Annotated in this window: 16 protein-coding genes; 4 read left to right on the top strand and 12 right to left on the bottom strand. The window is 73.8% G+C overall.

The features are described from left to right. Window positions 1-3: 3 nt before the first annotated feature. Both ACFQE5_RS03415 and ACFQE5_RS03410 read right to left on the bottom strand, forming a co-directional pair. Window positions 4-1,176 (bottom strand): SRPBCC family protein, encoded by a 1,173-nt coding sequence (locus ACFQE5_RS03415; RefSeq protein ID WP_379582652.1) that lies wholly within the window; start codon window positions 1,174-1,176, stop codon window positions 4-6. Continuing rightward, window positions 1,169-1,762, bottom strand: a complete 594-nt coding sequence (locus ACFQE5_RS03410) for a hypothetical protein (protein WP_379582650.1) — start codon at window positions 1,760-1,762, stop codon at window positions 1,169-1,171. Before ACFQE5_RS03410 ends, ACFQE5_RS03415 begins: the two co-directional genes overlap by 8 nt. Window positions 1,763-2,113: 351 nt before the next feature. Here ACFQE5_RS03410 and ACFQE5_RS03405 point away from each other — a divergent pair, with 351 nt between their 5' ends. Beyond that, on the top strand, window positions 2,114-2,530 hold the full coding sequence (locus tag ACFQE5_RS03405; protein WP_379582648.1) for a cupin domain-containing protein: 417 nt from the start codon (window positions 2,114-2,116) through the stop codon (window positions 2,528-2,530). A 52-nt stretch (window positions 2,531-2,582) separates the two neighbouring features. Here ACFQE5_RS03405 and ACFQE5_RS03400 read toward each other — a convergent pair whose 3' ends face one another. Continuing rightward, window positions 2,583-3,248 carry a DJ-1/PfpI family protein gene (locus tag ACFQE5_RS03400; protein ID WP_379582646.1) on the bottom strand — a complete coding sequence of 222 codons (666 nt, stop codon included), beginning with the start codon at window positions 3,246-3,248 and terminating at the stop codon, window positions 2,583-2,585. A gap of 106 nt (window positions 3,249-3,354) precedes the next feature. Between ACFQE5_RS03400 and ACFQE5_RS03395 the strand changes: the two genes are divergently transcribed. Both ACFQE5_RS03395 and ACFQE5_RS03390 read left to right on the top strand, forming a co-directional pair. Further along, window positions 3,355-3,936: a TetR/AcrR family transcriptional regulator gene (locus ACFQE5_RS03395; protein ID WP_379582644.1), complete on the top strand. Its 582-nt coding sequence runs from the start codon at window positions 3,355-3,357 to the stop codon at window positions 3,934-3,936. A gap of 44 nt (window positions 3,937-3,980) precedes the next feature. Continuing rightward, the gene (locus tag ACFQE5_RS03390; RefSeq protein ID WP_379582642.1) at window positions 3,981-4,868 is read left to right on the top strand and encodes a ribokinase; all 888 of its coding nucleotides are present in this window, start codon (window positions 3,981-3,983) and stop codon (window positions 4,866-4,868) included. 25 nt (window positions 4,869-4,893) lie between these two features. Here the strand turns inward: ACFQE5_RS03390 and ACFQE5_RS03385 are convergent, their stop codons facing one another. From ACFQE5_RS03385 to ACFQE5_RS03355, 7 genes are all read right to left on the bottom strand, one after another. Continuing rightward, complete coding sequence (locus tag ACFQE5_RS03385) at window positions 4,894-5,079, bottom strand: hypothetical protein (protein ID WP_379582640.1); 186 nt, start codon at window positions 5,077-5,079, stop codon at window positions 4,894-4,896. Between the two features lie 47 nt (window positions 5,080-5,126). Beyond that, complete coding sequence (locus ACFQE5_RS03380) at window positions 5,127-5,648, bottom strand: O-acetyl-ADP-ribose deacetylase (RefSeq protein WP_379582638.1); 522 nt, start codon at window positions 5,646-5,648, stop codon at window positions 5,127-5,129. Between the two features lie 16 nt (window positions 5,649-5,664). Further along, window positions 5,665-6,429 carry a 5-formyltetrahydrofolate cyclo-ligase gene (locus ACFQE5_RS03375; RefSeq protein WP_379582636.1) on the bottom strand — a complete coding sequence of 255 codons (765 nt, stop codon included), beginning with the start codon at window positions 6,427-6,429 and terminating at the stop codon, window positions 5,665-5,667. A 47-nt stretch (window positions 6,430-6,476) separates the two neighbouring features. Further along, window positions 6,477-7,100: a LutC/YkgG family protein gene (locus tag ACFQE5_RS03370; protein WP_379582634.1), complete on the bottom strand. Its 624-nt coding sequence runs from the start codon at window positions 7,098-7,100 to the stop codon at window positions 6,477-6,479. Between the two features lie 73 nt (window positions 7,101-7,173). After that, window positions 7,174-8,646, bottom strand: a complete 1,473-nt coding sequence (locus ACFQE5_RS03365; RefSeq protein WP_379582632.1) for a LutB/LldF family L-lactate oxidation iron-sulfur protein — start codon at window positions 8,644-8,646, stop codon at window positions 7,174-7,176. Then, the gene (locus ACFQE5_RS03360) at window positions 8,643-9,371 is read right to left on the bottom strand and encodes a (Fe-S)-binding protein (RefSeq protein WP_379582630.1); all 729 of its coding nucleotides are present in this window, start codon (window positions 9,369-9,371) and stop codon (window positions 8,643-8,645) included. The genes ACFQE5_RS03365 and ACFQE5_RS03360 overlap by 4 nt, the downstream gene beginning before the upstream one ends. A 31-nt stretch (window positions 9,372-9,402) precedes the next feature. After that, a complete protein-coding gene (locus ACFQE5_RS03355; protein ID WP_379582628.1) occupies window positions 9,403-10,263 on the bottom strand; it encodes a tryptophan 2,3-dioxygenase in 861 nt (286 codons plus the stop codon). 194 nt (window positions 10,264-10,457) lie between these two features. Between ACFQE5_RS03355 and ACFQE5_RS03350 the strand changes: the two genes are divergently transcribed. Continuing rightward, window positions 10,458-11,294 carry an SDR family NAD(P)-dependent oxidoreductase gene (locus tag ACFQE5_RS03350; RefSeq protein WP_379582626.1) on the top strand — a complete coding sequence of 279 codons (837 nt, stop codon included), beginning with the start codon at window positions 10,458-10,460 and terminating at the stop codon, window positions 11,292-11,294. A 221-nt stretch (window positions 11,295-11,515) separates the two neighbouring features. Here ACFQE5_RS03350 and recD read toward each other — a convergent pair whose 3' ends face one another. Together recD and ACFQE5_RS03340 are read right to left on the bottom strand one after the other, a co-directional pair. Next, window positions 11,516-13,411: an exodeoxyribonuclease V subunit alpha gene (gene recD, locus ACFQE5_RS03345; RefSeq protein ID WP_379582624.1), complete on the bottom strand. Its 1,896-nt coding sequence runs from the start codon at window positions 13,409-13,411 to the stop codon at window positions 11,516-11,518. Beyond that, the gene (locus tag ACFQE5_RS03340; RefSeq protein WP_379583223.1) at window positions 13,408-16,803 is read right to left on the bottom strand and encodes a UvrD-helicase domain-containing protein; all 3,396 of its coding nucleotides are present in this window, start codon (window positions 16,801-16,803) and stop codon (window positions 13,408-13,410) included. The genes recD and ACFQE5_RS03340 overlap by 4 nt, the downstream gene beginning before the upstream one ends. Window positions 16,804-16,807: the final 4 nt, after the last annotated feature.

Here is a 16,807-nt window from a genome sequence, read left to right as displayed (position 1 = left end):
CGGTCATCGGCTCCTTCGTGGGCGGGTGGGCGCGGGCTCGTCCTCGCGAGCGGCCCGCCCGTCGCCGCGCGGCTGCTCCTCGTCGTCCTCGTCCTCGTCCTCGGTGTAGTCCTCGTCCTCGTCGTAGTCGTCGCTCTCGTCATAGTCGTGGTCTTCGTCGTAGCCCTCGTCGTAGTCGTCCTCGGCCTCCTCGGCCTCCTCGGCCTCCTCGTCCTCGTACCGCCGGTCCGCACGGCCGGTCTCCTCCGTGGGCTCCTCGGCCGGTTCCTCCGTCTGCGCGGCGGACTCCTCGGGTTCGTGCGTGGGCTCGGTACCGGCTTCGTCGCCCTGGGCGCGCTGCTCCTGCTCCAGGGCTTCCTCATGCGTCGTGACGACCTCGCCGTCGCGGATCTCACCGCGCCAGCCCTCGACCTTCTCCGGGTGGAGCAGAACGTTGGTCATCGCGTGCCTGCGGAAGTGCTTGAACTCCAACCGGGCCCGGCGGCCCTGAGCCCGCCAGAGGTTGCCGGTGCGCTCGAACAGGCCCTGCGGCCAGTACTCCAGGACCAGCAGCACCTGGGTGAGGTTCGGCCCGATCCCGGTGAAGCTGACGCCGCCGTCGACGTGGCCTTTGGCCCCCGTGGACCGCCACACGATGTGCGAGTCGGGGACCTGCTCGATGACCGTCGCCTGCCAGGTGCGGTGCGACCAGAAGACCTGCGCCTTCCACTGGGACTTCTCGTCGGACTCGCGGTCGACGTTCTCGAGCTTCTTCATGAAGCTGGGGAAGTCCTCGTACCGGGTCCACAGGTCGTAGGTCGTCCGCAGCGGAAGCGGCACGTCGATGCTTTCGACAATGTTGGTGACCTTGAGCTTCTTGCCGGAACCGTCCTGGCCGCCGCCGACAACGCCCTTGATCTTCTCCTTGAGGGCGCTGACCCCCGCGCCGAGCTTCGCGCCGAGCCCCGGCCCACCCTCGGATCCGGAGCTGTCCTCGGGTCGTGCCGTGAGGCTCGCAAGGCCGTTCTCGGCGACGCCGTCGAGGCGTGTGACGAGTTCGTCGACGCGGTCCGTCGCGGCCTGCGCCGCTCGCTGAACGAGCAGACCGAGCAGCCGCTGCCCGGCCTCCTTGAGCCCGTCGCCGGGCTGCCCCTGGGAGGTGGCCTCCCGCGCCCGGGAGGTGGTTGTCTCAGCCATCGTCGTCACTCCGCGAGGGACGGGTGCTCCTTCGAACGGCGCTGCCCGCGCGAGCGGTGCCGCCCGCCGCCGACGAGGCGGCGCGCTTGGGGGTCGCGGCCTGCCTCGGGGGCCTCGAACCGGAGGTCGCGCGTGCGCCCCGGGCCTGGCGGCGCGGCGGCGCCTGGTCATCGGCCTGGTCGGCCTCGGCGAACTCCTCGTCCTCCTCGGCCTCGGCTTCGGGTTCTGGCTCGGGTTCTGGCTCGGGTTCTGGCTCGGCCCGCTTGCGACGCGCCTTCCCGAGGTCACCGAGAGACTCGACGCGCTGTCCCACCTTGTCGGTGAGGGACTCGACCTGTCGGGTCGCCACGGTCAGCGCGGCGCCCTTACCGGCGTCGAGCAGCCGGCCGCGTACCTCGCCGACCAGCCGGGTGAGCTCCGGAGACGCCTTCATCAGCTTCGTGCCCTGGGCCAGGATCTCGCCCGCTCCGCCGGCGCGCTGGCCCGCCGCCAGACCCCCCAACATCAGCGCGAGCTTCATCTTCTTGGTGCGCCCCAACAGGTAGCCGCCGGCGACGCCGAGGGCTATCCGCGCTCCACATTTCACTGGATCTCCTCATGTCGGTTGCCGGCGGCCGATCGACGTCGCGCCCGGGCTGGAGACCCAGAGCGGAACGGATGACCGTGGCATCACCGACGTGGCGCGATGGAATGGCCCCGGATGGGGTCGAACGGGGACCTACCCGCAGCCGGGATCGGGCACACGTCAGAACGGCTGGAGCCGGATAATTGCCCTGATCGGCGGTCGAGATGCGGCCGAACGGGCCTGGTCCGTTCAGGTGCGGCGCGGCGGCGCGAGCTCACCGTGCGGCCCCGGGTGCCGGTGGGGCGCCAGCCCTGCGGTGGGGGTCCACGCCCGGACGATGGTCGCGGGGGCCGAGCATGCGATGCTTCGGGCATGTCGACCATCGATGGGCCGGCGGGCGTGGACGCGCCGCAGGTGCTGTGCGATGTGCGGGCGGCGCTGGCCGAGGCCGCCGCGGCACCGACGGGGGTGGTCTGGCGGATGACCGAATCCGGCCGTCAGCTCGACGCGAACCTGCTGAACCTGGCCGCCGGGCAGGTCATCGGCACCCACGCCGAACCCGACCTCGACGTGCTGCTGGTCGTCGTCGCCGGCAGCGGAACGATGAGCACCGACGACGGTCCGCTCGAGCTCGGTCCGGGCCGGCTGGTGTGGCTGCCCCACGGCTCCACCCGCAGCCTCGCCGCCGGTGCGGACGGCCTGGCCTACCTGACCGTGCACCGACGCCGGCCCGGGATGCAGATCCGTTCCGGCCCGCCGGAGCACGGGCCGTACGCCGTGTCGTCCTAGGCAACCACGGCCGGCCGCGCCGAAGCACGGCCGGCCGTGGTGCCCGCCGGGGTCAGGACGTCGAGGAGCCGATCACCTCGAGGTCGTCGCGGTAGAGCTTGTACGCGTCCTGGTATTCCATCACTCTGGCGACCTCGCCGATGAGCTCCTCGGCGTAGCCGGCCCGGCGCAGCAGGTGAAAGCCCATCTCCATGCCCGAGGTGATCCCCCCCGCGGTGATGATCCGTCCGGTGTCGACGACCCGGGCCCGGCTGATCCGACAGGCGGGGGCGATGTCGGCGAGCCGGTCGATCGGCGTCTTGCCGGGCGGGTTGGCCTCGACCCGGTCGGGCTCCTTGCGGCTGGTCGCTGCCAGCCCGTCGAGCAGGCCCATCTGCCCATAGATCCACGAGCCGGTGCACACACTGGTCAGCAGCGTCTCCTGCGGCTGGCTGCGGATGAACTCGTGCAGCCTGCCGTTGCGGACCTCCTGGCGGGTGCCGAACCCGCCGGGGATGAGGAAGGCGTCCATCGCGGGCCGGTCGGCGAAGGAGTAGTTGGGCAGCACCGTGAACCCGGCCTGGGCCTGCACCGGCCGCAGCGCGTCGGCGATCAGGAACGCGTCCAGCTCCGGATCGAACCGGCGGGCCACGGCGAACACCCCGTGCGGGGCCGCGAAATCGACGATCTCGACGTCCTTGAACACGTAGATCCCGAGCCGGAAGCCACTGGTCCCCATCACGCCCTCCCGCGTCTGCATCGGAAAACGAACGTTTTCCACGGCGATCCGACCCTAGGGGAACGACCGTTTTCCGTCAACATCGCGGCCGTCTAGACTGGCCGGAATGAGTCCCACCGACGCCCGGGACCCACAGGTCCGGACCAGGCTGCTCGACGCCGCCGAGCGGCTGTTCTATGCACGCGGCGTGCAGTCCGTCGGGGTCGACGACGTGGTGGCCGCGGCCCGGGTGGCGACGAAGACGCTGTATGCGCAGTTCGGCTCCAAGGACGGCCTCGTCGAGGCCTACCTGCGGCGCCGCGACCAGCGCTGGATGGACTGGCTGCGGACCAGGGTGGCCGCCGCCGAGCCCGGATCGCCCCGGGTCCTTGCGGTCTTCGACGCACTGCGCGAGTGGTTCAGCGAACCCGGGTTCAGCGGCTGCGCCTTCGTCAACGTGGCGGGTGAGCTGGTCACCCACACGACGGCGCGGGCCGTCGCCCGTGAGCACAAGCGTGCGCTTCGCGCACTGCTGGCGCAGCTGGCCGCCGACACCGGCGCGGCCGACGCGGGCGTGCTCGCGGACCGGCTGATGTTGCTCGTCGAGGGCGCGATCGTCACCGCGCACGTCGAGGGCGACGCCGATGCAGCGCTGCGCGGCCGCTCGGCGGCCGCAGCGCTGCTGCAGGTGCACGCCGCCGCGGCGTGATCACCCGGACCCGGCTCGTTACGGTGGGCAGGGGGTGATCGATCATGGGCGGCGCCGTCACCGTCGTCGGCAGTCTGAACCACGACATCGCGGTGAGCCTCGAGCGGTTGCCCACGGCGGGGGAGACCGTCGCGGGTGGACCGGTGCGCCGCGGGGTCGGCGGAAAGGGGGCCAACCAGGCGGTCGCGCTGGCCCGGCTCGGCCGCCGCACCCGCATGGTCGGCGCGGTCGGCGCCGACGCGGAAGGGGCGGCGCTGCGGGCCGCGCTGGCCGCGGAGGGCGTCGACGTCGCGGACGTGGCCACGGTCGAGGGTCCCAGCGGCACCGCCATCGTGCTGGTGCACGGCGGTGAGAGCACGATCGTGGTCAGTGCCGGCGCCAACGAGCGGCTCGACGCCGCGCGGGTGCGCGCGGCCGCCGGCCCGATCGCGCAGGCCGCGGCGGTGCTGGTGCAGTGCGAGGTGCCCGACTCCGCGCTGGTCGCGGCGGCCGAACTGGCGTCCGGGCTGTACGTGGTGAACCCGGCTCCGGCCCGCCGGCTCCCGCAGGCCGTGCTGAGCAGGGCCGACGTCCTGGTGCCGAACCTCGGGGAGCTCTCGGTCCTGACCGGCGCGGCGGTCCCGGACGATCCCGACGACATCGTCGACCTCGCCCGCGCGCTACGCCCGGCCGCGGCCACCGTCGTGACCTGCGGCGGCGACGGCGCCGTCGTCGTCGAGCCGACGGGGGTCGTCCGGATCCCGGCGGTGCCGACGACGCTCGTCGACGCCACCGCGGCCGGAGACAGCTTCGTCGCCGCCGTCACCGACGCACTGCTCGACGGCGCCTCGCTCGCCGACGCCGCGCGCTGGGCGTCCCGCGTCGCCGCCGTCACGGTGTCGCGTCCCGGCGCGTCGGCGTCGCTGCCGCGCCGCGCGGAGATACCGGCCTAGCCTCGGGCCGCCGAGCCGGCCTGCGCTAGTCGTCCTCGTCCCACTCCCGGTCGTAGCGATCGGCGGCCTCGGTGCGCTCCCGGGCGATCTCCAAGGCCCGTGCCGCGGTCTCGCGGTCCGGGTAGGGGCCGAGCCGGTCCTCGGCGCGGCAGCCCTCGCGCGGCTCGACCCGGTGATGCTCGAGGCAGTAGTACCACTTCTCGCCACCCATGGACTCAGATGTTTGCATGATCTCGGCGCTCGTGCGCGGGGGATCGCTCAGCCGCCGTGGACGCGGTGGAAGGCGTCGAAGGCGATGTCGTCGAACAGCACGAACCGGGCCTCACGGACCGAGCTGCTGGCGGTCTCCCGCACGGTCCCGATCGCGATCCGCGCCGCGTCGTCGATCGGCCAGCCGTAGACCCCGGCCGACACCGCGGGGAACGCGACGGTGGCCGCGCCCAGCTCGTCGGCCACCCGCAGCGACTCGCGGTAGCACGAGGCGAGCAGTGCCGAGCGGTCCTGTCGTCCGGCGTACACCGGCCCGACCGTGTGGATCACCCAGCGGGCCGGCAGCCTGCCCGCGGTGGTGGCGACCGCCTGGCCCGTGGGGAGTCCGTCCGGATACCGGGTGGCCCGCAGCTCGCGGCACGCGGCCAGGATCGCGGGCCCGCCGCGGCGGTGGATCGCACCGTCGACCCCGCCGCCGCCGAGCAGCGCGGAGTTGGCCGCGTTGACCACCGCGTCGACGTCCTGCTCGGTGATGTCGCCGCGGACCAGCACGATGTCGATGGCGCTCATGTGCCCATGGTGCGCGTCAGCGCAAGGCGGACAACAACGGGATGGCGGCGATCTTCTCGTCCGTCAGCTCCGACCACCGGATGGCCCCCGACGGCCGCGCGCCGCGCCGGTCCCGGCAGTCGATCACCCGCTCCGGCGTGACGATCAGATCGACCGGCGCGTCGTGGGCCGCGGTCGGGATCACCCCGGCCGGCCGGACCTGCAGCTCGTGCACCGTGGTCACGACAAGGGCCTCCGGCCCGATCAGCCCGGCCTCGGTGGCCAGGGCGAACTCGAGATCCGCGAACCCGCCGCCCTTACCCAGCCGCGCGCCGTCCATCCCGACGGCGACGCAGCCGGTGACGACGAGGTCGACGGGATCGAGGTCGGCCACGGCCACCCGGCGAGCCGAACGCACCGCGTTCTTGATCGACGCCGCGCGTCGCGGTGGATCGGCGAGGTGGTCGGGGTCGAGCAGGAAGAACGGATCGGGCTCTGCGAGCCGGGGCACCGCCATGTAGACGGTCTTGCCGTCCTCCAGCGCCCGCTGGCGGACGGGCAGCTGTGCCGAGTCCGGGTTGGACTTCACCCGCTCGGCCCGCCGCCACTCCGGCAGCTCGCGCAGCCGCTGCGCCGCGGCCTCTGCGCCACGGAAGTTGGAGATCCGGTTGCGCGCACCGGGGAAGCGCGCAACCCCGGCCGCGGTGAGCGCGGTCCAGACCTCGTCGCGCAGCGCCGCCTTGGCGGCCAGCAGCTCCGGGTCGCCTCCCGCGTCGTGATCGTGCCGCCGTCCCCGTGCCATGGCGCGCACCGTATCGGCTCGCACGCTCGCGAGCGGCGAGGACCGCGCTAGGGGTCGCTCACGAGCACGACGATCAGGGTCCGTGGTCCGTGCACCCCCTCGACCCGCTGCAGCTCGATGTCGCTGGTCGCCGAGGGGCCGGAGACGAGCGTGATCGGACGGGTCGGGCTCAGCCCGGCGAGCAGCTCGGGCACGGTCTGCACCACCTGCGCCGCGTGCACCACGCAGACGTGCACATCGGGGACCAGGGTGATCGCCCGGCGACCCTGCCCGGCCGAGCCGTCGAGCGCGATCGTGCCGGTCTCGGCGCAGGCCAGCGCGCAGCCGGTGACGACGGCGGCGAACCGGTCGAGGGCGTGCGGGGTGAGCGTGCCGTCGTCGCGGGTGCCGGCGATCTCGCCCCACGCCGCGGGCGGGTCGGGCGGCAGCAGCACCGGACCGTCGGGCAGCGCCGCGGCCACCGCCGCCGCCAGCTCCCCGGCGGTGACCCGCCGCACCGACGCCCGGTAGTCGAGGAGCCGGTCGGCGAACAGGTCGAGCAGCGGCTCCGCGCCGGGGGCGTGCTCGCCGGTGTGGTGGTACGCCCGCGGGATCTCGGGTGCGTCGGCGTGGACGTTGGCCGCCCGGATCGCGGCGAGCACCCGCTGCCGCCCCGTCGGGGGTGTATTCACGGGTGCACCCTCCGTGAGTCCGGACCACCGACAGCCCCGACCGTCACCGGGCCCCGCACCGCATCGGCGCACCTCATCGGCGTCCCCGCTCCCGCGCCCACCACTCCCGGAAGCTCTCCGCGGGCGGGCGGGGCAGATCCCGGCTCGCGGTCCACGCCGACAGCGGCGGCGGCAGCGCGCCGATCACCCCGGTGCGGCGGCCCAGTACCCGCCCGAGACGCGAGCCCTTCTCCGCGGCGGCGAACCGCCGCGGCTCGGCCATCGTCCAGCCCGCCGCCGCCATGGTCAGCTGCTCGACCGTCGGGATCCGCGAGGCCGCGCGACGTTCCTCGACGTGCGCGGCGCGCAGCCGGACCAGCAGCGCCGGGATGTCGATCCGGACCGGGCAGGCGTCGAAGCAGGCGCCGCACAGGCTGGAGGCGTACGGCAGCGACGCGTTGTCCTCGACTCCGGTGAGCTGCGGGGTGAGCACCGCGCCGATCGGACCGGGATAGATCGAACCGTAGGCGTGCCCGCCGGTGCGCTCGTAGACCGGACAGACGTTGAGGCAGGCCGAACACCGGATGCAGTGCAGCGCTTCGCGCCCGACCTCGTCGGCCAGCGCGGCCGTCCGGCCGTTGTCCAACAGCACCAGATGGAACTCCTGCGGCCCGTCTCCCGGCCGCACCCCGGTCCAGATCGAGGTATACGGGTTCATCCGCTCGCCGGTGGAGCTGCGGGGCAGCAGCTGCAGGAAGACCTCGAGGTCCCGCCAGGTCGGCACGACCTTCTCGATACCCATGACGGTGATCAACGTCCGGGGCAGCGTCAGGCACATCCGCCCGTTGCCCTCGGACTCGACGACGACCAGCCCGCCGGTCTCGGCGACACCGAAGTTGGCGCCGCTGATCGCCACCGTCGCCCGCAGGAACCGTTCACGCAGGAACGCCCGGGCGGCCATCGCGAGCCCACGCGGGTCGTCGGTGAGCGCAGGGTCGACGCCGGGCATCTCGCGCAGGAAGATCTCCCGGATCTCCGCCCGGTTGCGGTGGATCGCCGGGACCAGGATGTGCGAGGGCAGGTCGCCGCCGAGCTGCACGATCAGCTCGGCGAGGTCGGTCTCCTGCGCGGTGATCCCGGCCGCCTCGAGCGCCTCGTTGAGCCCGATCTCCTGGGTGGCCATCGACTTGACCTTGACGACCTCGCGCGCGCCGGTGGCGCGCACCAGGGCGGTGACGATCTCGTTGGCCTCGGTGGCCTCGCTCGCCCAGTGCACCGTGCCGCCGCGGGCGGTGACCTCCCGCTCCAGCCGTTCCAGATGCTCGTCGAGCCGGGCCATCGTCGCGGCCTTGATCGCCGCACCGGCGCGGCGCAGCTCCTCCCAGTCGTCGCGTTCGGCGACGACGGCGGCGCGCTTGCCGCGGATGGTGCGGGTCGCGTGCCCGAGGTTGCGACGCAGCTGCGGCTGGGCGAGCGCGGCGCGGGCGGCCGCGGGGAAGGGGCGATCTCCCCGCAGATGTCCGACGCCGCGAGGCGCATGGGTGGGCAGGCCCAGGAATGTCGTCACGCCGTCGCCGCCAGGATCTCTGCGAGGTGCACCGTCCGGGTACCGCTGCGTAGCCTGCTCAGGCCGCCGCCGATATGCATGAGACAGGAGCTGTCGCCGGCGGTGAGGATCTCGGCGCCGGTCGAGAGCACGTGACGCATCTTGTCGGCGAGCATCGCGGTGGAGGTGTCGGCGTTCTTCACCGCGAATGTGCCGCCGAACCCACAGCATTGGTCCGCGTCCGGCAGCTCCAGCACCGTGATCCCGCGGACGTTTCGCAGGAGCCGCAGCGGCTTGTCCTGGACGCGCAGCAGCCGCAGCGAATGGCACGTCGGGTGGTAGGTGACCCGGTGCGGATAGTAGGCGCCGACATCGGTGACGCCGAGTACGTCCACGAGCAGTTCGGACAGCTCGTGGGTCCGTTCGGCGACGGCCTGTGCCCGTGCGGCGAGCCGCTCGTCGCCCGCCCGGCGCGCGACCATCGCATGCTGGTGGCGGACCGAGCCGACACACGACCCGGACGGCGCGACGATCGCGTCGAACGGTTCGAACACCTCGACGTGGTGGCGGACCAGCGGCACCGCCTCGCGCTGGTAGCCGGTGTTGATGTGCATCTGTCCGCAGCAGGTCTGCGCCTCGGGGAAGACGACCTCGTGACCGAGCCGGTCGAGCAGCCGCACAACCGCCTTGCCGACGTCGGGATAGAGCGCGTCGGCCAGGCAGGTCACGAACAGCGCGATGCGCATCCGGGTTCCTCTCGGTCCGGTTGCATCCACCCTAGTCAGGCATCGGCTCTCTGGTTGGTGAGGGGATGTTCGTCCCGGTCGGTGGCGCCACCGGGGCGATCTCGGTGCGGACCGCGTACAGCTCCGGGAAGAAGCTGATGTCGAGGGCGGCCCGCAGGAACCCCACGCCGCTCGTTCCGCCGGTGCCCCGGGCGGTACCGATCGTGCGTTCCACGGTCTTGAGGTGGCGGAAACGCCAGAGCTGAACGTTCTCCTCGAGATCGACCAGTTCCTCGCAGGTCTCGTAGGCCGCCCAGAAGTCGCGGGTGTGCTCGTAGATCCGGCGGAACACCGGGACCAGGCCGGAATGGAACGTGTGCGGCTGACGCACATCGCGCGAGAGCAGTTCGGCGGGCACGGCGTGCCCCTGCCGGGCGAGATGGCGCAGGAACTCGTCGTAGACGGTGGGGCGCTTGAGCTCCGTGGTGAGCATCGAGTAGGCGGGCGGGTCGTCGGCGAACAGTTCCAACATCGTCGCGTCCCGGTTGCCGAGGGCGAACTCCATGACCCGGTACTGGAACGACTGGAGCCCCGACGAGGTGCCGAGGAAGCGCCGGAACTCGGCATACTCCGAGGGCGTCAGGGTGGCCAGCACCGACCACTGATCGGTGAGTGTGCGCTGGATGTGCTTGACCCGGGCCAGGCCTTTGAGCGCGGGCCGTATCTGGTCGTCGGCGAGCCGGTCCCGCACGAAGTCGAGCTCGTGCAGCACCAGTTTGAGCCACAGCTCCGAGGTCTGGTGCTGCACGATGAACAGTAGTTCGTCGTGGTGCACCGGCCTGCTGACCGGGTGCTGGGCCGACAACAGCTGATCAAGGTGCAGATATGCACCGTAGGTCTTGTCGGTGCGCATTCACCCAGGGTAGGACGCCGATGCGGCAGCGGTCGAAAGTCCGCCCGGCCGGTCGCGCGAATATCCCGACTCGGTCGCGGAAATACTGCGACTCGCGCTCGGAAATACCGCGACTCGCGGGGCTGAGCGGGGTTTCTCAGCGGGGGTTCAGCTTCTCAGCGTGGATTAAGCGCGTGCTTCCTACTGTTCGTGCCGTGACCACAGCACTGATCACCGGAGCGAGCGAGGGCCTCGGCGCCGCCTTCGCGCGGCGGCTCGCGGCAGACGGCCACGACCTCGTCCTCGTGGCCCGGGACCGCGGGCGGCTGGAGGCGGTCGCCGGGGAGCTGCGCGCCGCCCACGGCGTCCGGGTCGACGTGCTGCCCGCAGACCTCACCGTGCCCTCGGCCCGTGCCCGGGTCGAACGTCGGCTCGCGGCTCCGACGGCCGCCCCGATCGACCTGCTCGTCAACAACGCCGGGGTCGAGGCCGCCGACGAGTTCGCCGCCGCCCCGATGGCCGACCTGCAGGCCGAGATCGACCTCAACGTCACGGCGGTGCTGCGGCTGACCCGTGCCGCGCTGCCCGGCATGCTCGCCCGCGACCGCGGCTCGGTGATCAACGTCGCCAGTTTCGCCGGGTATCTGCCCGCCCGCGGGTCCGCCTACGGCGCCAGCAAGGCGTGGGTGCTGAACTTCACCGACACCCTCGCGGCATCGGTCGCCGGCACCGGAGTCCGGGCGATCGCGCTGTGCGCGGGCCGGCTGCGCACGGCCCGGAAGGAGCAGGTCCACTCGCCGGGGTCGCCGCTGTGGATCGAGCCCGTCGATGCGGTCGATACCTGCCTGCGCGACCTGCACCGGGGCCGCCGGCTGAGCACCCCCGGCTGGCTCTACCGGCTGCTGGTCGCCATCCTGGAGGGTCCGCGGCGTTCCCTGCGGCTGCTGGCCAGGCTCGCCGGGCGCGGCCGGGAACAGCAGCCGCCCACGCCGAGGCCGATGGGCCCGGCGCTGGTGCGCGAGTACGAGGTGGACCTGCGGCTCGCGGGCTGAGGCCGGCGGTCCCTCCCGGCCCCGACCCCGGCCCGATCCCGGCCCGGCCGCCGGAGCGCAGCCCGACGCCGTGATCAACGTTTCGGAGCCTGGCGCCGCGCTCGGCGCGGCTCGCGGCGCCCAAACACTGATCATGGCTGGGACCGGCTGGGCGCGGCGCTCAGTGATCCGGCCGCGGCGCCCAAACGCTGATCATGGCTGGGACCGGCTGGGCGCGGCGCTCAGTGGCCGAGCCGCTCCCGCAGCCCGCTGGCCCGGCTCACCGGCCGCTCGACCGCGGTCCGCACCGCCTGCTCGGTTCCCACGACCCGCACCACCTCGCGCGCCCGGGTCACCGCGGTGTAGAGCAGCTCGCGGGTCAGCAGCGGCGACTCAGCGGGCGGGAGCACCACCGTCACCCGGGCGAACTGGCTGCCCTGGCTGCGATGAACGGTCATCGCGTGTACGGTCTGCACCGCGCCGAGCCGGCTCGTCGGCACCCGCAGCGGCCTGCCGCCGCGGGTGAACACGGCGCGCACCGTGCCGTTCTCGCGCACCACGACCCCGGTGTCGCCGTTGAAGAGCCCCAGGTCGTAGTCGTTGGCGGTGACCAGCAGCGGCCTGCCCGGATACCATTCGTCGTCGGTGGCCGAGCCGGCCGATCCGGCGCCGTCCTCGGCCAGCCAGCGCTCGACCTCGCCGCTCCACCGCGCAACGCCGTAGGGCCCGCGCCGATGCCCGCACAGCAGCCGATGCCGCTCCAAGGCGGCCAACGCCTCGGCGACCGAACCGTCCCGGGCGGCCGCGGACAGTGCACCGGTGGCGGCGACGACGTCGGTGCGCACGGCCTCCAGCCCGGCGGGATCGCGGGAGTCCAGATCGTCGGCCTCGATGAACACCAGGTCGGGATGCCCGGCGCGCAGGTGCGTGAGCGCGGCGTCGGCGTCACCGGTCTGTACGGCGCGGGCCAATGCGGCGATCGCGCCGCCGAAGCGCCAGGTCCGGTCCAGGGTCACCACCCCGTGCACGACCGGCGGATCGGCCGGACCGAGCGCGCCGATCCCGCGGAGCCGTTCGTCGAGCCAGGCCTCGGGCCGCCCCTGCGCGCGGGCCAGGTCGCCCAGGACCGCACCGGCCTCGACCGAGGCCAGCTGGTCGGGATCCCCGACCAGCACCAGGCGGGCGTCGGGACGCACCGCCTCCAGCAACCGCGCCATCAGCGTCAGCGACACCATCGAGGTCTCGTCGACGACGACCACGTCGTGCGGCAGCCGGTGGTGCCGGTCGTGCATGAACCAGCTGGTGCTGTCGGGCCTGCGCCCCAGCAGCCGGTGCAGGGTCGACGCCGGTAGCGGGCCGAGCCGGGCCCGATCGGGTTCGGGGAGCTCGGCGGTGTGCTCGGCGACCGCCTCGGCCAGCCGGGCGGCGGCCTTGCCGGTCGGTGCGGCCAGCGCGATCCGCGGCGGCGGTCCGGGCTGGTCGTGCAGCAAGGCGAGCAGCCGCGCGACCGTGGTCGTCTTGCCGGTCCCCGGGCCCCCGGCCAGCACGGTGACCCGGCGCAGGGCGGCCACCGCGGCCGCGAGGCGCTGCCGATCGGTTCCCGCCGCGGCGCCTGCCGGGTCACCGGGGAACAGCCGGTCGAGCCCGGCCCGCAGCCGGTCGAGGTCCACGGCCGGGGGAGCGGCCGCCGCGCGGTCCCGAAGCTGGGTGCGCACCTGCTCCTCCTGCCGCCAGTAACGGTCCAGGTAGAGCAGCCGAGCGGGCATCCGCAGCGGTGCGGAGCCGACGTCCCGCCCGGTGCCGACCAGCGGGCTGCGCACGCACGCCGCCCGCCACGCCACGGGTTCGGGCCACGGCAGCGCGGAGACGTCGATCAGCTCGTCGCTCTCGCCGAGCACCGTGTGGCTGATCGCATCGAGGTCGATGCACACCGAGCCGTGCCGGATCGCCCGCACGGTCAGCGCGACGGCCAGCAGCACCCGCTCATCGGGCTCCGCGCCGAGCCGACCGAGCCGGTTCGCGACGTGCACGTCGGCCGCGGTGAGCACGCCCGCCGCGTTGAACTCACCGAGCAACCCGGACGCGCTGCGGGCGAACCGCGGATCGTGGACGTCGACATCGGACGGCGCCGGGGTCATGACGCCCGCCCGGTGTCGAGGAGGCGGGACAGTTCGATGATCAGCTCCGGGCGCGGTGCCCAGCCGAACACGCCGCACGGCATGCCGTCGACGACCGGGGTCCCGGGCCCGCACATCCCGCGCAGGAACAGGTACAGCGCACCGCCGAGGTGGCGGTGCGGGTCGTATCCGGCCAGCCGCCAGCGCAGATACCGATGCAGCGCCACCGAGTACAGCAGCGCCTGCAACGGGTAGTGGGCCGCGAGCATCGCCTCGGCCAGCAGCGGCGGGGCGTAGTGCGCCGCGGTCAGCGGCTCCCGGCCCGCCGGCCCGGCCGGCCCCAGCCAGTTGGTCTTGTAGTCCACGACCAGGAACCGGCCGTCGACCCGCAGTACCGCGTCGATGCTGCCGGTCAGGTAGCCACGCAGCGGCTGGGCGCAGAGCGCGGCGGAGTCGAGCAGATCGGGGTAGCGGCCCAGCGGGTCGTCCGCCGGAAGGTGGACGCGCAGCAGGGCGGCGAGATCGCCGAGGGTGAGCGCGGCGCCCGGGGCGTCACCACCGGCGAGCGGGAGCTCGAACTCGAGCTCGGTGAGCCGGTCGGCCGGGGGGATGGCGTGCAGCGACCGGCCACCGGTGAGCGGGCCGAGCGGGGTCTGCACCACCGGGACGAGCGCCGCCGCGAGCTCGGTCGGGTCGAGTGCCGCGGGCCGCCGCGCCAGCTCGGCGCGGGCCCGCTCGGCGAGCTCGCCCAGCACGTCGGGTGCGGTGGGGTCGGCGGTCTCCAGCACCGCGTGCACCAGCGTGCCGAACTCGGTGCCCACCGGCAGCGCGGCCATCGGCGACGGCACGTTCGCGACGGCCGGATCCGCGTTCGCCGCGGCGCCGGCGAGCTCCAGGTCCTCGGCGGGCTCGTCGTCGAGGCCCGAGTCCTCGGGCTCACTCGCGACCTCGGCGGGCGGCCGGTCGTGCGTCGCCGCGGTGAGCGCGCTGTACGAGGTGCGTCCCCAAGCGGTGTCCAGGCGGCGGTCGAACCGGGCGGCGGTGAGCTCGGGGGTGGTCCGGCGCGGCGGCTGCCAGCGCCGGGCGACGGGTTCGCCGACCGACTCGACGACGAGGTCCGCCGAGGCGAGCCTGCGCAGCTCGGCGAGCATCGCCGCATCGTCGGGCACCGGGTAGGACTGCGCCGGGGTGGTACCGGGCGCGGGGCGGCCGACCAGCAACCGGTGCAGCGCCGAGCTCGCGGTGGTGGTGGCGGGCACCCACCAGGCGACGACCTGGCAGCGCGCCCGGGTCATCGCCACGTAGAGCAGCCGAAGGTCCTCGCCTGCCTCCTCGGCGCGGTGGGCCGCCAGCCGGGCGCGGTAGCCCGGGCCCGCCGGGCCGCCCACATCCAGCACCCGGTCGCCCCCCTCGTCGTGCAGCAGCAGCACATCGGGTTCGCGCGGAACGAACCGGTCCCACCCGAACGGCAGGTAGACGATCGGGAACTCCAGGCCCTTGCTGCGGTGCACGGTGACGATCTGGACGGCCTCGGCATCGGACTCCAGCCTGCGGCTGCGTTCCGCGCCGGTGTCGGCGGCGGCCTCGTCGATGCGGTGGCGCAACCATTCCGTCAGTGCCGCCGGCCCGAGGTGGTGTTCGGTCGCGGCGCGGTGCAGGACCTGGGCGATATGGCGCAGGTCGGTGAGCCGCCGCTCGCCGTCGGTGCAGCCGAGCAGCCGCTGCGGCAGGTGCCGGGAGTCGCTGACCGTCTCCAGCAACGCTGCCACCCCGTGCTCGCGCAGCACCGCCGACCACGAGCGCAGCAGGCCGGCGAGTTTCTCGGCGTGCGCCTCGCCGTCGGGCCCGCAGAGCTCGGCGACGGTATGCCCGACGAAACAGGTCAGCGCCGCGGCGCGCAGCCGGGTGGTGCGCTGCGGTTGTTCGATCGCCTCCAGCAGGGTCAGCCATTCGCCCGCGATCGGGGTGGCGAACACACTGGCGGTGCCGGTGAGCACCGCGGGCACCCCGGCTGCGGCCAGGGCCTCGCGGATGAGGCCGCCCTGGACGTTGGTGCGCACCAGCACGGCGACGTCACCGGGCCGGATCGGTCGTCGGTCGACCCGCGCCGGGCCGGCGAGCAGCCTCGCGATATCGGCGGCCGCGTCGGTGGACGCCACCTGCCGCGCCGGGCCGACCACACCGAGGCCGCGCCCGGTGAGCACGGGGAGCCGGTCGCGGCCGACGATCCGCAGCCGCAGCGGCGCCCCGACCGGCGCCTCGGTGAGCCTGCGCCCGGTGTGTTCGGCCTCGAGCGGGTGCACCACGATCCGGTCGTCGCCCAGGGCCGCGCCGCCGAAGACCGACTCGAGTGCCGTGAGCAGGGCGGTGTCGCTGCGCCAGTTGCGCGCGAGCGTGGCCGTCGTGCTCGCCTGATCCGCCGCGGCCAGGTAGCTGACGACGTCGGCCCCGCGAAAGGCGTAGATCGCCTGCTTGGGGTCGCCGATCAGGACCAGTGCGCTGTGCCCGTGGAAGGCGCTGCTCAGGATCCTCCACTGCACCTGGTCGGTGTCCTGGAACTCGTCGACGAGCACCACCGAGTACCGCTCGCGCAGCCGCGCCCGCGCGGCCGGGCCGCGCACCGGGTCGGCCAGCGCTTCGTCCAGCCGGTTCAGCATGTCGTCGTAGCTGAACAGGCGCCTCGCCCGTTTGCGCCGGGTGACCTCGCGGCGGACCGCGTCGGCGAACCGGTACCGCACCCCGGCCGCGCTGCCGTCCGGCGCGTCGGCGGGCTCGAGCCGGGCATGCTCGTCCTCGACGGCGCAGCGCGCCAGCTCCAGCGCCTCGGTGCGGTCGAACGGCGGGTTCCCGGCGCCGGGCGCGGCGTACTTGCGCACGTAGAAGTCGTCGACGACCTCGGTGACCAGCTCGTCGACCGACTCCACGAACACGGCGTCGGGATCGCCGTCGCCGACCACGCCCAGACCGGCGAGCATCTGCTGGCAGAACTGGTGGGTGGTGGCGATCGTGGCCGCGTCGAAATGCGCCAGTGCGGTGCCGAGCCGGCGCCTGCGCGCGGCGACCTCGGCCTCGGGCGCCCCGTCGGCCCCGGCCAGCAGGGCGACCACGGGGTCGTCGCCGGCGCGGGCGGCGGCCGGGTCGGCCAGCCCGCGCTGCGCGGCGACCAGCCGCTCGCGCACCCGGTCGCGCAACTCCCGGGTGGCCTCCCGGCCGAACGTCACGAGCATGAGCTGCGGCAGCGTCGCGCGCCCCTCGGCGATGTAGCGGGCCGCCAGGGCCGCGATCGTGAACGTCTTGCCGGTGCCCGCGCTGGCCTCCAACACGGTGGTGGCGCCCTCGGGCGGCAGCGGACCGCAGACGTCGAACGCGGCCGGGGCCACCGCGTGCATCCCCGTCACCGATGACCCCCGCATCGCC

It is taken from the genome of Pseudonocardia hispaniensis, from assembly GCF_042658695.1.
In the GTDB taxonomy this organism is placed as follows: Bacteria; Actinomycetota; Actinomycetes; order Mycobacteriales; family Pseudonocardiaceae; genus Pseudonocardia; species Pseudonocardia hispaniensis.
Note: the sequence above shows the minus strand (reverse complement) of the source record. Positions and strands in the feature narration are given on the sequence as shown.

Bases quoted from the DNA above. Each gene is read 5' to 3' on its own strand.
- ACFQE5_RS03375 (WP_379582636.1), bottom strand. From the start codon at position 6,429: ATGGCACGGGGACGGCGGCACGATCACGACGCGGGAGGCGACCCGGAG.
- ACFQE5_RS03385 (WP_379582640.1), bottom strand. From the start codon at position 5,079: ATGGGTGGCGAGAAGTGGTACTACTGCCTCGAGCATCACCGGGTCGAG.
- ACFQE5_RS03380 (WP_379582638.1), bottom strand. From the start codon at position 5,648: ATGAGCGCCATCGACATCGTGCTGGTCCGCGGCGACATCACCGAGCAG.
- ACFQE5_RS03395 (WP_379582644.1), top strand. From the start codon at position 3,355: ATGAGTCCCACCGACGCCCGGGACCCACAGGTCCGGACCAGGCTGCTC.
- ACFQE5_RS03390 (WP_379582642.1), top strand. From the start codon at position 3,981: ATGGGCGGCGCCGTCACCGTCGTCGGCAGTCTGAACCACGACATCGCG.
- ACFQE5_RS03360 (WP_379582630.1), bottom strand. From the start codon at position 9,371: ATGCGCATCGCGCTGTTCGTGACCTGCCTGGCCGACGCGCTCTATCCC.
- ACFQE5_RS03415 (WP_379582652.1), bottom strand. From the start codon at position 1,176: ATGGCTGAGACAACCACCTCCCGGGCGCGGGAGGCCACCTCCCAGGGG.
- ACFQE5_RS03355 (WP_379582628.1), bottom strand. From the start codon at position 10,263: ATGCGCACCGACAAGACCTACGGTGCATATCTGCACCTTGATCAGCTG.
- ACFQE5_RS03340 (WP_379583223.1), bottom strand. From the start codon at position 16,803: ATGCGGGGGTCATCGGTGACGGGGATGCACGCGGTGGCCCCGGCCGCG.
- recD (WP_379582624.1), bottom strand. From the start codon at position 13,411: ATGACCCCGGCGCCGTCCGATGTCGACGTCCACGATCCGCGGTTCGCC.
- ACFQE5_RS03405 (WP_379582648.1), top strand. From the start codon at position 2,114: ATGTCGACCATCGATGGGCCGGCGGGCGTGGACGCGCCGCAGGTGCTG.
- ACFQE5_RS03400 (WP_379582646.1), bottom strand. From the start codon at position 3,248: ATGGGGACCAGTGGCTTCCGGCTCGGGATCTACGTGTTCAAGGACGTC.